The organism is Pseudomonas atacamensis, from assembly GCF_017167965.1.
Lineage (GTDB): Bacteria > Pseudomonadota > Gammaproteobacteria > Pseudomonadales > Pseudomonadaceae > Aquipseudomonas > Aquipseudomonas atacamensis.
Genome location: NZ_CP070503.1, coordinates 3,438,172 through 3,451,642, shown reverse-complemented (window position 1 = coordinate 3,451,642; position 13,471 = coordinate 3,438,172). Strand labels below are relative to the sequence as shown.

Sequence of the window (13,471 nt, the reverse complement as noted above, 5' to 3'; positions counted from 1 at the left end):
TGGGGCTGCCTGATTTTTGACGAGCGTCTGAATGGGCCATTTGCCCACGTCTATCTATTTGAAAATCTGTTCTATTCAGGTCATTACCGTTTGTCGGGACGTTGGATCCAAGCGGTTTTTGGGTGCAACAAAATGTGTCGTTTTCGACATTATCCAAAGAGAGGCAGGAAAAGGTCCGGGCGGAATCGACGAGGGTGATGGCTAAGCGATATTGGATTTCTCAAAGCGCAGGCCACCCTCCGCAGTTGCCTGTCTGCGAAGGTATTAATCAAAAAGCGTAGAAGGGGAGGAAGGTTTTGTATAAGAAATCCTGTTGTACCGTTTCAGCTGTTCTTTTTATCCCTCAGCAGTTAATGCGCTAGCTATCGATCGCCGAAGTGATCGGACGATATCCAGCGCAGACTGATCGCTAACACTGCCGGGGCACTGATCAAACATATGTGGCGCCCCAGGGTAGACATGCAGTTCGACGGCAACCCCGGCGCGGGACAGCCGTAGGGCAAATGCAACGTCCTCTTCCAGAAACAGATCCAGCGCCCCGACGGCCAGAAACGTCGGTGGCAAGTCACGCAGATCATCCTGCAGGGCCGGCGAAAACCAGCCGATTGGCAGATCATCCAGCGCTTGGTCAGCGCGCAGGCACTCCCAACAGAACTGGTTGGCTTGCGCCGGCCAGCCAATCACTCCGGTCGTGCTGTTCTGCTGAGGCGAGGCTGCGCTGCCCGAACGGTAATCGAGCATCGGATAAACCAGCACCTGACTGGCGATGGAATACTCGCCGCGATCCCGCGCCACAATGGCCAGCGCTGCTGCCAGCCCGGCGCCGGCACTGTGGCCCATGACGATTACTTTGTCGGCGTCGATGTTGAGCGTTTGCCGGTGGGCGAAAACCCAGCCGAGGGCCGTGTAGCAGTCCTCCAGAGGAACAGGGAAGGGGTGCTCTGGCGCGAGACGGTAATCGACGGCGACGATGATCGCCTGAAGTGCTTCGGCGAGGTCAGCCAGATAGTCATCGGCCATTTCGGGGCAACCGAGGACGAAACCTCCACCGTGGATGTAGAGGATCACCGCAAAATTACCGTCCGGTGCTGCGGCGGCGGGCCGGTAAAGACACAGGCGCAAATTCTCACCGTCGTGGGCCTTGGTCCATAGGTTTTCACCGCGCGCTTGTTCTGGGGATTTGAATGTCGCGTGAACACGCTCCCTGATCGCGGGCAGCGTTTCCAACGTCCAGGCTTCTGCGCCGGGAGTTAAAAAGCTTTTGAAGTCGGGATCCAGCAGTTCATGTGCTTTCACGTTCTGCCTCCTGTTTTCGAATGAACGAGCGCCTCGGATGGAGGCGCCGCCCACGGTGGAGTTACAGCCAGGCTTTGATCTGCGCGCACACAGCCGGCGTCGAGATGCCGTAGCGATCATGCAGCGTCGGCAGGGCGCCGGCGTCAAGGAACGCGTCGGGCAACGCGATCTGTCTGAAGGTGGGCGTCACGCCATTGCGCAACAACAACCCGGCAACCGCTTCACCCAAACCGCCGATGATCGAGCTGTTCTCGGCTGTGACCACCAGACGCCCGGATTTACGCGCTTCGGCGAGAATGGTTTGCTCATCCAGCGGCTTGATAGTCGGCACGTGCAGCACAGCCACATCAATACCGTCGGCCTGCAATTGCTTGGCCGCTTCCAGCGAGCGCATGGTCATCAGCCCGGTGGAGATGATCAGCACGTCGTTGCCCGTGCGCAGGGTCTTGGCCTTGCCGATCTCGAATTTATAACCGTACTCGTCCAGCACCAACGGCACATTGCCGCGCAGCAAACGCATATAGACCGGGCCTTGGTGAGCGGCGATGGCCGGCACGGCCTGTTCGATTTCCAGCGCATCGCAAGGGTCGACGATCATCAGATTGGGCATGGCGCGGAAAATAGCCAGATCATCGGTGGCCTGATGGCTCGGCCCGTAACCCGTGGTAAGGCCGGGCAAACCGCAGACGATTTTGACGTTAAGGTTTTCCTCGGCGATGGCCATGCAGATGAAGTCGTAAGCACGGCGCGAAGCGAACACCGCGTAGGTGGTGGCGAAGGGCACGAAACCCTCACGCGCCATGCCCGCGGCCGCGCTCATCAGCAACTGTTCGGCCATGCCCATCTGATAGAAACGCTCCGGATGCGCCTTGGCAAAAATGTGCAGGTCGGTGTACTTGGACAGATCAGCTGACAGGCCGACGATGTCCGCGCGCTGCTCTGCCAGCGCTGCGAGCGCATGGCCGAAAGGTGCCGAACGGGTCGCCTGGCCCTCGGAAGCAATCGAGGCAATCATCGCCGAGGTTGTCAGGCGCTTTTTCACCGGCGCGCCAGTAGCAGTCGAAGGCGCAGTGTTGGCGGCGTTGCTCATTGGTCTTTTCCTTCTTCAAGGTTGCTCAGTGCCAGGTCCCATTCGTGCTCTTCGACGCGAATGAAGTGGGTCTTTTCCCGGTTCTCCAGAAACGGCACGCCTTTGCCCATTTTCGTGTCGCAGATGATCACGCGCGGTTGGCCGCCCGGGTGATTGCGCGCGGCATCGAATGCAGCGACCAGGGCGTCGAGGTCATTGCCGTCGATGCGCTGGGTGAACCAGCCAAAGGCTTGCCAGCGATCGACGATGGGTTCGAACGAGAGAATCTCGCTGGAGTAACCGTCGGCCTGCTGGTTGTTGACGTCGACGATGGCGATCAGATTGTCGAGCTGCCAGTGCGAGGCCGACATCACCGCTTCCCAAGTCGAGCCTTCATTGAGTTCGCCATCGGACAGCAGGTTGTAGACGAACGAGGCCGAGCCTTTGCGCTTGAGGCCCAGGCAGGCACCGACCGCGATACCCAGGCCCTGACCCAGCGAGCCGCCGGTGATTTCCATCCCCGGCGTGTAGGCGGCCATGCCCGACATCGGCAGGCGGCTGTCATCCGAACCGTAGGTTTCCAGCTCGTCGAGCGGAATGATCTCGGCTTCGATCAGCGCTGCGTACAGCGCGATGGCGTAGTGACCGATTGAGAGATAGAAGCGATCGCGCTGCTCCCACTCGGGATCCTGGGGACGATGATTCATCGCATGAAAGTAAGACACCGCCAGCAGGTCAGCCGCGCCGAGGGCCTGGCCTACATAGCCCTGGCCCTGAACCTGGCCCATGCGCAGTGCATGGCGGCGAATGTTGTGCGCGCGCTGGGTCAGGCTCAGCGATGCAGCGTGTGCAAGATTAGTCGTCATGATGAAACTCCGTTGACTCAACGATTGACCAAAGCGGCGGGAATACGCAGGACCAGGCTCGCGCCGAGGAACAGCACGCCGGTAATCAGGTACATGCCGATGGCACTGGAACCGGTCAGGGTGGTGATCCAGCCGATCAGATAAGGCGAGCAGAACCCGGCGAGGTTGGCGAAGCTGTTGACCGCGGCGATGCCGGCCGCCGCAGACACCCCGCCGAGCAGCGTGGTGGGCAGCATCCAGAACAACGAGGTGGCGGACAGAATGCCGGAGGCGGCCAGGCACAGGCTGAGGATCGACAAGGTCGGATTGCCGCCCATCATTGCTGCCAGGCTCAAGCCGATCGCACCGGCGATCATCGGCACGATCAGGTGCCAGCGGCGCTCGCGATGTTTGTCGCCACTGCGGCCGACCAAGAGCATGGCGGCGATGGCGCACAGATAGGGCAGGCTAGTCAGGAAACCGATGTGCAGCGGGTCGGAAACCCCTGCATTACGTACCAGTGTCGGCAGCCAGAAGGTGATCGCATATTGGCCCATGACCACACAGAAGTAGATCGCCGCCAGCAGCCACAAGCGCCGGTCGCGAATGAACTCGCCGACCGAGGCGTGGGTGACCTTTTGCTGGTCGTCTTCGGCCAGCTCACGAGTGATCAAGGCTTTTTCCTCGTCATTGAGCCAGGTCGCCTGATGCACGCCGTCCTTCAGATAACTCAGCACCAGCAGGCCGACGACCACGGTGGGCACCGCCTCGAGAACGAACATCCATTGCCAGCCGGCCCAGCCGTGCACACCGGCAAAGTGGTTCATGATCCAGCCCGACAGCGGGCCTCCGACCATGCCTGACAGCGGAATGGCGATAAACCACAACACGGTCATGCGCGCTCGCCGATAGGACGGAAACCAGTAGGTGAGGTAGAGCAGCAGGCCCGGCGCCAGGCCGGCTTCAGCAATCCCCAGCAGAAAGCGTAGGGCATAGAACTGCCAGGCGGTTTCGACGAAGGCGAACAGCGCCGAGACGATGCCCCAGGTGATCATGATCCGCGCAATCCACACTCGCGCGCCGACCTTGTGCAGGATAATGTTGCTGGGCACTTCGCAGAGGAAATAGCCGATGAAAAACACCCCCGCGCCCAGTCCGTAGACCGTTTCGCTGAGGGCCAGATCGTTCATCATTTGCAGCTTGGCGAAACCGACGTTGACCCGGTCCAGATAGGCGCACAGGTAGCACAGCATCAGGAACGGCATCAGCCGCCATGCCGTTTTGCGATAGGCAGAAGAACGCACGGTCGAAACCGCTTCGAGCGACAGGGTAGTCATGGTCTGATCTCTTGTTTTTATTGACCGCCAGGCCATCAGGCCCGGCTGCGTCATCGATCCAGAACCGCACGGGTCACGCAGGCCCGCCCAGAGTTACTCAGTGAATCAGCATGCCGCCGTTCACATCGAGGGTGATGCCGGTCAGATAAGCGGACAGGTCGCTGGCCAGAAACAGCGCGGCGTTGGCGACGTCCTGCGCTTGACCCAGGCGCCCGAGCGGAATGCCTTCGATGATGGCGTGGCGGCGTTCATCCTGCATCAGGCCGCCGGTGATGTCGGTGTGAATAAGGCCGGGAGCGATGGAGTTGACGCGGATATTGTCCGGCCCCAATTCCCGCGCCATGGCCTTGCCCAGCCCCAGCACACCGGCCTTGGCCGCGCTGTAATGCGGGCCGCCGAAGATGCCGCCGCCGCGCTGGGCCGACACCGACGACATGCAGACGATGCTGCCGGAAGACTGTTGGCGCATCAGCGGAATCACCGCCTGGGACATGAGCAAAGTGCCGCGCAGGCTGACGTCCAGCACCTTGTCGTAGTCCGAAGGGCGAATATCCAGAGTCTTCAGTGGCTGGGTGATGCCGGCGTTGTTGACGAGAATATCGATGCGCCCGAAGTGCTCGATGATGGTGGCGACGGCTTGCTGAACCTGCGCTTCGTCGGCCACGTTGGCCGCCAGGCCCAGATGACCTTCGCCCAGTGCTGCGGCGGCGTCACGTGCTGCGGATGCATCCAGATCGAGGATGACCACGCGAGCGCCGTGTTGCGCAAATGTGCTGGCGGTAGCGCGGCCAATGCCACGGGCAGATGCGGCACCGGTAATGATTGCGACTTTGCCTTGAAGAAGCATGGAGGATTCCCTCGAATTGTTTTTATTGGGTCGGTGTGTAAGTAACCGATGACTCAGCTTGTCCTCCGGGGCGAGCGTGAGCAATAACGCGGAAGTCACTCAATGCTGAAAAAAATTCAGCACTCGTCAGGCCGTTTCGCAAATGCTTGAATGAAACCGGTCCGTACATCACAAGAAATCACCACGGAGTCCCCATGCGCTCTGACACTGAGGCATCGATCATCCTGCCACCGCTGAAAGCAATTCAGGCCTTCGAACAAACCGCGCGCTTCGGCAACGTCGCCAGGGCAGCAGAAGTGCTGGACCTGACCCCCTCGGCAGTCAGCCATCAACTGGCGAAACTCGAAGGGATGATCGGCCGGCAATTATTCGTTCGCGCTGCTCGGGGCGTCTCGCTGACGCCGGTCGGCGAGCAATACCTCAAGGAAGTCTCCGGGATTCTGCACAGCCTCGCCGTTGCCACCGAGCGTGCGGCCAGCGATGTCAGCCTCGATTGCCTGCGCTTGCACTCATCGCCAAGCTTCGGCCTGCTCTGGCTGATGCCGCGCCTGGAAGCGTTTCGCGCCAGTCATCCGGACATACAGATCAATCTGTCGTGCTCCTATGAATCGCTGCACTTCAGTCGCGACAAGATCGACGTCGATATCCGTCACGGTCTGCCGAACTGGCCCAGTTATGAGGTGCGCACGGTCAGGAACGAGACGTTCGCGGTGCTGACCTCACCGAAACTGCTCGCGCAACGCCCGGTACTCGGTGCGGCGGATCTGCTGGAGTGCGATCTGATCCTGTCCGAGGCCACTCTGCTCAAATGGCCGCAATGGTTTGCCCAGCATGGTCTGGCGCGTCCGGAGCGGCCGTACGCGCTGAGCTTCGATCGTTCATACATGTCGCTGGAAGCCGCGAGTCATGGCTTGGGTTTCGCACTGGAAAGCACATTGCTGGCGCAAAAGTATCTGGCAGCGGGCACGCTGGTTGAAGTCGCGCCTGAATCTCTGAGTGCTGCGGTGGCTGCGCACCATCTGGTATTCCCCAAAGCGCATTCGAGCTTTCCACGGGTCAGGCGTTTTCTGGCGTGGATGGAGAGCGAATTGGGGCATGAGTTCGCGTATTGAGTCGGGCTCAATTCTTTCAAACTCTCTGAACCGGCCAGGGTCAATCCATTACCGGTCACATATTCACGTCAGAGGTGAAGGAATGGATAACTACCACATCAACAAAAACCAGCAGCGCTGGGAACTGGTCAAAGAGGGCGCGCAGCGTGCGTCGAAAACGGCTGCGACCAAAGCCGAGATCACCCAGATCGCCAGTGACTATCTGCAGGACAAAACCGCCTCGCTGAAAATCCATAAAGAAGACGGGACGATTCAGGAAGAACGCACCTTTCCGCGCGCAGCCGACCCGCGAAAAACCAAAGGCTGAGCAGGCTGTTCTTTTCTGTGTTCATCGTTTCTTCAGAAGGGTCTGATTTATGGTCATTGCATGTCTGGGATGGGGCTCACTGATCTGGAAACCGGACGGCTTGCCGCTGGCCAGCGAGTGGTTTGCCGACGGGCCGCAGGTACCGGTCGACTTCGTTCGCGTCAGTGACACTGGCGAGTTGACTACAGCCATAAGCGCGAACGCGCCGCCGTGCAAAGTGCTGTGGTCGGTCCTCGACGTGACCGATCTCGATCAGGCCCGCGAACTCCTGCGTATTCGAGAAGGCGTGCCGGAGGGCAGGGAGGATGGCATCGGCAGCTTCACCGTCGGTCCCTCGGCGATGGGCGTGCTTGCTGAATGGGCAATTCCTCGGCAACTGGATGCAGTGATCTGGACGGCGCTGCCCGGCAGATTCAAGAACATTGAAGGCCTGGTGCCGAATGTCGACGACGCAGTTTCTTATCTGGCCGGGTTGAGCGGCGCGGCGCACGAACAAGCGCGCGACTATATCGAACAGGTGCCGGCGCAGATGGACACGCCGTATCGCCGTGAAATCATTGCCAGGCTCGGGTGGAAATAATGAGCACCCGCAGCCAGGCGCAGATTGCCGCTATCTTCGATCAGCTGTTGGCACTGCGAGAAAGTGTCGACATTCTCCAGCACGTGGAGAGCGCTAGCGTCGAGTCGCTGCGTGGCCATCAGACCGTGGACGCCCCCGAGTCGCTGGATCTGGTGTTTCAAAAGCTGCAAGAAGACATCGCCAGCATGGAGGAAACGTTGGCGACGATTGCCGAGGCGACCGGGGACGTGTCGAAGTTGTGAGGGGGGCGCGGGGCTGGCATGCAGAGATGATGTGCCTGGTCTGGCGCCTTCGCGAGCAGGCTCGCTCCCACAGGGATTTGCGTCACATCCCGGAAATCAATCGATTCACAAATCCCATGTGGGAGCGAGCCTGCTCGCGAAAGCGCTGGATCTGGCACTTACTCTGTTGGATGTGCCGACGCTATCGCGAGCAGGCCCGCTCCTACAATGGGGCTGGATCCACGCGCAACGCATCCACCACCAGAGAAAACGCCGGCGACGGTTGGCGGCGGCTGGGGTAGTAGAGGTGGAAGCCACCGAACGGTTCGCACCAGTCTTCCAGCACTCTGACCAAACGCCCTTCGGCCAGATGCGCACCGAACTCGTCTTCAGGCAGGTAGGCAATCCCTAACCCGTTCACAGCGGCGTCGGCGATGTGCACGGTGGAGTTGAACACCAGTTGGCCGTCGACCCGCACTTTCAGCTTTTTGCCCTGCCGCTCGAATTCCCAGGCATCGACACCGTCGTAGGTCGGGAAGCGAATGTCGATGCAGCGGTGCGCCGCCAGCTCGCGCGGATGTTGCGGGGCGGGGTGCCGGGCAAAGTAGTCGGGCGAGGCGACGACGGCCATGCGCAGCGGCGGGCCGATCGGTACGGCGATCATGTCCTGGGCGACGGTATCGCTGAAACGCACGCCGGCATCGAAGCGGTCGGCAACGATGTCGCGGAAACCGTAGTTGATATCGAACTCGACCTTGATGTCCGGGTATTGCAGCAATAGTGGCGTCAGCTTGGGCAGCAGAGTGGTCTTGATGATGTTGTCGCCGCAGGTGATGCGCACCGTACCGGCAGGCTTGTCGCGCAACTCGGTGAGAGCGTCCAGCTCGGCTTCGATCTCATCGAAACGATGACCCACGGTGTGCAGCAAACGTTCGCCGGCCGCCGTCAGTGACACGCTGCGCGTGGTGCGGGTCAACAGGCGAATTTTCAGACGCGCTTCCAGCGCCGAGACTACCTGGCTCACCGCCGATTGCGTCACGCCCAGTTGCACCGCCGCGCGGGTGAAGCTGCCGCTGCGGGCAACGGTGACGAAGGCGAGCAGGTCGTTGAAATTGGGTTTGGCCATGGCGCAATGCTCAGGTTTATTGATTAGCAGTGTTTATAACCGCATTAAGCACTCATTAGCTAATCAAAGCCTCGAGCCTGCGCAACAATACCTTCATCCCGGCCACGCCTGGCTTCTCGATCAAGGACGCCCCCATGAAACGACTGTTCATACTGCTCGGGTTTCTCCTGAGTTCATTTACTGCATTCGGAGCTGACATGTCCCACGGTGCCGACAATTTCTTCAAAAGCGATAAGGTGACCGTGCAGAAGGTCAGCTTCAAAAATCAATATCAACTCACCGTGGTCGGCAACCTGTTTGTCCCTAAAGGACTCGACCCGGCAGCGCGCAGCGCGGCGATTATCGTTGGCCATCCGATGGGCGCGGTGAAGGAGCAGAGCTCCAATCTGTACGCACAGAAACTGGCGGAGCAGGGTTTTGTCACCTTGTCGCTGGATCTGTCGTTCTGGGGCGAAAGCGAAGGCGCGCCGCGCAACGCGGTGCTGCCGGACATGTATGCCGAAGACTTCAGCGCGGCCGTCGATTACCTCGGCACACGGCCATTCATCGACCGCGAGCGCATCGGCGTGTTGGGCATCTGCGGTAGCGGCAGCTTCGTGATCAGCGCGGCGAAAATCGACCCACGCATGAAAGCCATCGCCACGGTCAGCATGTACGACATGGGCGCGGCCAACCGTGATGGCCTCAAGCACTCGCAAAGCCTTGCGCAGCGCAAGCAGATCATTGCGCAAGCGGCCGAGCAGCGTTACGCCGAGTTCACTGGCGGCAAGGTCGCATACACCGGCGGCACGGTGCTGGAACTGAAGGCCGACACCCATCCTATCCAGCGTGAATTCTTCGATTTCTACCGCACCCCGCGCGGCGAATTCACCCCGGCCAGCTCGACGCCGCAACAGACCACGCGGCCGACGCTGAGCAGCAACACCAAGTTCATGAACTTCTATCCATTCGTCGATATCGAGAGCATCTCGCCGCGCCCGATGTTGTTTATTGCCGGTGCCAACGCGCACTCCCGTGAGTTCAGCGAAGAGGCCTTTCGCTTGGCAGGGCAGCCGAAAGAACTGGTGATTGTGCCGAATGCCGGCCATGTCGATCTGTACGACCGGGTCGAGCTGATTCCTTTTGCCAAGCTGACGCAGTTCTTCAAGAGCAACCTTAAGTAACTTTCAACGCGACGGAGCAAAGCGATGCGGTTTTTTGCCAACGGCTGGAAGGGATTCGTACTGATGGCATGGCTGCCCGTTGCTCTGTCTGCACCGACCGCTATGGAGGCCAGCACGATGTGGATGACCGTCGGAGAACAGCGTTTTGCCATTGCTCTGGATGACAACCCGAGTACGCGGCAATTGCTCACGCGATTGCCGCTGAGCCTGGAGATGACCGACCTGCACGGCAATGAAAAATACGCCACCGTGCAGCCGCCACTGCCCACCCAGCCCTACCGGCCGGGCACGATCCACAGCGGCGATTTCCTTCTGTATGGCGACGATACGTTGGTGGTCTTCTACAAAACCTTCGATTCGTCCTACCGCTATTCGCGTCTTGGCCGCATCGAACGCCCGCAGGACTTGGCCGAAGTCTTGGGGCGCGGCGATGTGCGGGTGACGTTCACTCTGCATGAGTGAGGAGAGTCATTGATGAACCAGAAATCGTTAAATCAAGGGCGTCTTCTGCGCATCGTCGCCCTCGGCTGCGCGGTCCTCGCCAGTGCAGCCTGCGTCAATCCCCTCTGCGCCAATCCTTCCCGATCACCGGAGAAACCGATCATGAAAGAACAGCCTCTGACGCCTGAACAACTGGCGATCGCCCCGATTGCCGCCAACGCTGCCATCGGCGACATGCCGCGTCTGCACGACGCACTCAATCGTGGTCTCGATGCCGGGCTGAGCATCAGCGAGACCAAGGAAATTCTGGTGCAGCTGTACGCCTACGCCGGCTTCCCGCGCAGCCTCAACGCCTTGTCATTGCTGATGAAGGTTTTGCAGGAACGCGCCGCGCGGGGCATCGAAGACGTGCCGGGACGCGAGCCGGGTCCGGTTCCGTCGGGATATGCGCTCACCGAACTCGGCACCGACAATCAGACCCGCCTGGTCGGTGCGCCAGTGTCCGGCCCCCTGTTCGAATTCGCCCCGGCGATCGATCAGTTTCTGAAAGTGCACTTGTTCGGCGACATCTTCGCCCGCGACAACCTGGCATGGACGGATCGGGAACTGGCAACTGTTGGTGCGCTGGCAGCGATGGCTGGGGTGGAATCACAGCTGGAGTCGCATTTGAAGATCAGTCTGAATGTGGGATTGACGATTGAGCAGTTGCGGCAAGTGGCGCAGGAGTTGGAGGCGCGTGGGGATTTGCAGGCTGCTGAGCGGGTGGGCGCGGGGCTGGACAAAATCCAGCGGTGAGGGCGGCTCGGATTCATTGCCGCTCTGTTAATGCAATTCTTATAGTGCGCGCTGGCGCCGACTCGCTCCCGGTGAGCTTCCTGTTATCCGCTTGAACGCACGACTGAACGCCGCTTGGGAGGTGTAGCCCAGGCGCTGCGCCACTTCTTCGATCGGCAGTCTTTCCAGGGTCAGCCACTGACTGGCCAGGCGCATGCGCAGTTCGGTGGCGTAGCGCAGCGGCGGGGTGCCGAGGGTGCTCTGGAAGCGTTCGGCGAAGACCGAGCGTGAGGTGTTGCACAGCGTTGCCAGTTCGGCGACGCTCCAGTCGCGCCCCGGTTGTTGGTGCAGGGCCAGCAAGGCCTGCGCCAGGCGAGGGTCGCGCAGGGCGGCGACGAGACCGGAGGCATTGCCGCAAGCGCATTCGACCCAGCCGCGAACAATCATTGCCGCCACTACGTCGGCAAGGCGCGCGAGAATGCCGGCAAAGCCAATGCGCGCTGCGCTGACTTCGCGTTCCATGGTCGCGAGAATCGGCATGAGTCCCGGATAGCGCTGGCCACCGGCGTCGATCAGCATAAGACCCGGCATCAGCCGACCGAGGCCTTGCAGGCTGCCGAGTTCGAACTCCATACAGCCACTGAAGAGCAGGGCGCTATCGGGCAAATCGGCGCTGTGTCCGACCTGCACCGCGCAGACCGTGTCGCCGAGCGGTGCGGCGACGGCGTTGTCAATGTCCTGCACCTCGGCGTTTGGGTGTGACAGCAACTGGTGCGCGGCACCGTGGGCGATGAACACTGCATTGCCCGCCGACAATTCGTACAGGCTGCCGTCCTCCAGTCGCAATACCGTCGATCCAGCGGCGACGAAGTGGAAATACGCATGGCCGGACTTGTCGCTAAAACCCAGACCATACGGCGGACCAGCGTGGATCCGACGATATTGCACGCCACGCAAACGCATGCTGCGCAGCAATTCAGTGATCAGGTCTGATGACAGTGAAAAGGGATCGGTGCTGCTCATGTTCGGGGTTTCGATCAAAAGTTCAAGACCGCGCATCATAGATCATCCGGTTTGCCGCCAATAGACTGCCCTCTCGAAATGTCCAAGGGAGTCTTGAAATGAATGAACGTGTAGGTGATGGGCGAACTGACGGGGAGCCGCTGGTGCCTGCGTGGATGGCGGTGTTTTCACTGGCGATGGGCGTGTTTGGTCTGCTCACGGCGGAATATCTGCCGGCCAGCCTGCTGACGCCGATGGCGCTCGATCTCGGCGTCAGCGAAGCGCTGGCCGGGCAAGCGGTGATGGTGACCGCAGTGGTGGCGCTCTTTGCCGGATTGCTCGTACCTGGATTGACGCGCAGTCTTGATCGGCGCCTGGTCTTGCTCGGTTTCTCGGCACTGATGATCGCCTCGAATCTGCTGGTGGCGTTGTCGTCCAGCCTCGCAGTGTTGCTGATCATGCGCATCCTTTTGGGCATAGCTCTGGGCGGATTCTGGAGCATGGCGGCGGCCGTGGCGATGCGCCTGGTGCCGGCGGCGCTGCTGCCCCGCGCGTTGTCGATCATCTTCAGCGGGATCGCCGTAGGTACCGTGGTGGCGGTGCCGTTGGGCAGCTATCTCGGCGGCCAGTTTGGCTGGCGCAGTGCGTTTTTCGCAGCAGCAGCGGTGGGCGTGGTGACGCTGGTCTTTCAGATGTTCACGCTACCCAGTCTGGCGCCGCATCGTCCGTCACGCCTGCGTACGGTGCTTGAGGTGTTGCTGCGACCGGGCATTGCCGTCGGCATGTTCGGCTGTGTATTGGTGCATACCGGCCATTTCGCGTTGTTTACCTATATCAGGCCATTTCTGGAAAGCACCACCGGCGTCGGCCCGCAGACGCTGGCGCTGATGCTCCTTGGTTTCGGCGTGGCGAACTTTGCCGGCACGCTGTTCGCCGGCTGGCTGTTGCAGCGCAATCCAAGGGCAACGTTGGTGCTGATGCCAGTGCTGGTGGGCGTTGCTGCTCTGGCGTTGGTCGGGTTACCGGCGTCGGTCACCGGGCAGGCGTTGCTCTTGGCGCTGTGGGGGATGGCCTTTGGTGGCGTGCCGGTCGCATGGTCGAACTGGGTGGCGCGCTCGATACCCGATCAGGCCGAAAGCGCAGGCGGCATGGTCGTCGCATCGGTGCAGTCGGCGATTGCCGCAGGCGCCGCCGCCGGCGGTTCGGTGTTCAGTTTCAGCGGTATCAATGGCGTGTTTGTAGCGGCTGGAATTCTGATGTTGCTGGCCGCGCTGCTGATTGCACTGAAGGTCAATGTCGATGTGCCGGAGCCGGGTTCGGCGCCGGTGGCACCGGTGCATTTGTGATTTGA

At 60.7% G+C, this 13,471-nt stretch carries 15 protein-coding genes; 8 read left to right on the top strand and 7 right to left on the bottom strand.

Translation table 11 applies throughout. From position 1 onward, the window contains the following. Nucleotides 1-336: 336 nt before the first annotated feature. The 5 genes from JWU58_RS15575 to JWU58_RS15555 form a co-directional block, all read right to left on the bottom strand. Entirely contained in the window at nucleotides 337-1,296 is a 960-nt protein-coding gene (locus JWU58_RS15575; protein WP_123442687.1) for an alpha/beta hydrolase, read from the bottom strand. A 61-nt stretch (nucleotides 1,297-1,357) separates the two neighbouring features. Continuing rightward, nucleotides 1,358-2,386 (bottom strand): transketolase family protein, encoded by a 1,029-nt coding sequence (locus JWU58_RS15570; protein WP_123442686.1) that lies wholly within the window; start codon nucleotides 2,384-2,386, stop codon nucleotides 1,358-1,360. Next, on the bottom strand, nucleotides 2,383-3,231 hold the full coding sequence (locus JWU58_RS15565; protein WP_123442685.1) for a transketolase: 849 nt from the start codon (nucleotides 3,229-3,231) through the stop codon (nucleotides 2,383-2,385). The genes JWU58_RS15570 and JWU58_RS15565 overlap by 4 nt, the downstream gene beginning before the upstream one ends. Before the next feature lie 17 nt (nucleotides 3,232-3,248). Next, a complete protein-coding gene (locus JWU58_RS15560) occupies nucleotides 3,249-4,547 on the bottom strand; it encodes an MFS transporter (RefSeq protein WP_123442684.1) in 1,299 nt (432 codons plus the stop codon). 97 nt (nucleotides 4,548-4,644) lie between these two features. Further along, nucleotides 4,645-5,394, bottom strand: a complete 750-nt coding sequence (locus tag JWU58_RS15555; RefSeq protein ID WP_122610062.1) for an SDR family NAD(P)-dependent oxidoreductase — start codon at nucleotides 5,392-5,394, stop codon at nucleotides 4,645-4,647. A gap of 194 nt (nucleotides 5,395-5,588) precedes the next feature. On the opposite strand from JWU58_RS15555, the gene JWU58_RS15550 reads away from it, so the two are divergent. From JWU58_RS15550 to JWU58_RS15535, 4 genes are all read left to right on the top strand, one after another. After that, nucleotides 5,589-6,506 (top strand): LysR substrate-binding domain-containing protein, encoded by a 918-nt coding sequence (locus tag JWU58_RS15550; protein WP_016774409.1) that lies wholly within the window; start codon nucleotides 5,589-5,591, stop codon nucleotides 6,504-6,506. Nucleotides 6,507-6,588: 82 nt separating this feature from the next. Beyond that, on the top strand, nucleotides 6,589-6,813 hold the full coding sequence (locus JWU58_RS15545; protein ID WP_016774410.1) for a DUF2188 domain-containing protein: 225 nt from the start codon (nucleotides 6,589-6,591) through the stop codon (nucleotides 6,811-6,813). Between the two features lie 49 nt (nucleotides 6,814-6,862). Then, nucleotides 6,863-7,393 (top strand): hypothetical protein, encoded by a 531-nt coding sequence (locus JWU58_RS15540; protein WP_206420473.1) that lies wholly within the window; start codon nucleotides 6,863-6,865, stop codon nucleotides 7,391-7,393. Next, on the top strand, nucleotides 7,393-7,635 hold the full coding sequence (locus JWU58_RS15535; RefSeq protein ID WP_016774412.1) for a hypothetical protein: 243 nt from the start codon (nucleotides 7,393-7,395) through the stop codon (nucleotides 7,633-7,635). Before JWU58_RS15540 ends, JWU58_RS15535 begins: the two co-directional genes overlap by 1 nt. Before the next feature lie 202 nt (nucleotides 7,636-7,837). Here JWU58_RS15535 and JWU58_RS15530 read toward each other — a convergent pair whose 3' ends face one another. Then, nucleotides 7,838-8,740 (bottom strand): LysR family transcriptional regulator, encoded by a 903-nt coding sequence (locus tag JWU58_RS15530; RefSeq protein WP_206420472.1) that lies wholly within the window; start codon nucleotides 8,738-8,740, stop codon nucleotides 7,838-7,840. A gap of 134 nt (nucleotides 8,741-8,874) precedes the next feature. On the opposite strand from JWU58_RS15530, the gene JWU58_RS15525 reads away from it, so the two are divergent. The 3 genes from JWU58_RS15525 to JWU58_RS15515 all read left to right on the top strand — a co-directional run bounded on the left by JWU58_RS15525 (nucleotide 8,875) and on the right by JWU58_RS15515 (nucleotide 11,139). Next, on the top strand, nucleotides 8,875-9,903 hold the full coding sequence (locus JWU58_RS15525) for an alpha/beta hydrolase (protein ID WP_206420471.1): 1,029 nt from the start codon (nucleotides 8,875-8,877) through the stop codon (nucleotides 9,901-9,903). Between the two features lie 24 nt (nucleotides 9,904-9,927). After that, the gene (locus JWU58_RS15520; RefSeq protein ID WP_241196128.1) at nucleotides 9,928-10,365 is read left to right on the top strand and encodes a cyclophilin-like fold protein; all 438 of its coding nucleotides are present in this window, start codon (nucleotides 9,928-9,930) and stop codon (nucleotides 10,363-10,365) included. A 141-nt stretch (nucleotides 10,366-10,506) separates the two neighbouring features. Beyond that, a complete protein-coding gene (locus JWU58_RS15515; protein WP_038862086.1) occupies nucleotides 10,507-11,139 on the top strand; it encodes a carboxymuconolactone decarboxylase family protein in 633 nt (210 codons plus the stop codon). Between the two features lie 39 nt (nucleotides 11,140-11,178). Here the strand turns inward: JWU58_RS15515 and JWU58_RS15510 are convergent, their stop codons facing one another. Beyond that, nucleotides 11,179-12,177, bottom strand: a complete 999-nt coding sequence (locus JWU58_RS15510; protein WP_206420470.1) for an AraC family transcriptional regulator — start codon at nucleotides 12,175-12,177, stop codon at nucleotides 11,179-11,181. Between the two features lie 62 nt (nucleotides 12,178-12,239). Between JWU58_RS15510 and JWU58_RS15505 the strand changes: the two genes are divergently transcribed. Continuing rightward, nucleotides 12,240-13,466, top strand: a complete 1,227-nt coding sequence (locus JWU58_RS15505) for an MFS transporter (RefSeq protein WP_206420469.1) — start codon at nucleotides 12,240-12,242, stop codon at nucleotides 13,464-13,466. Nucleotides 13,467-13,471: the final 5 nt, after the last annotated feature.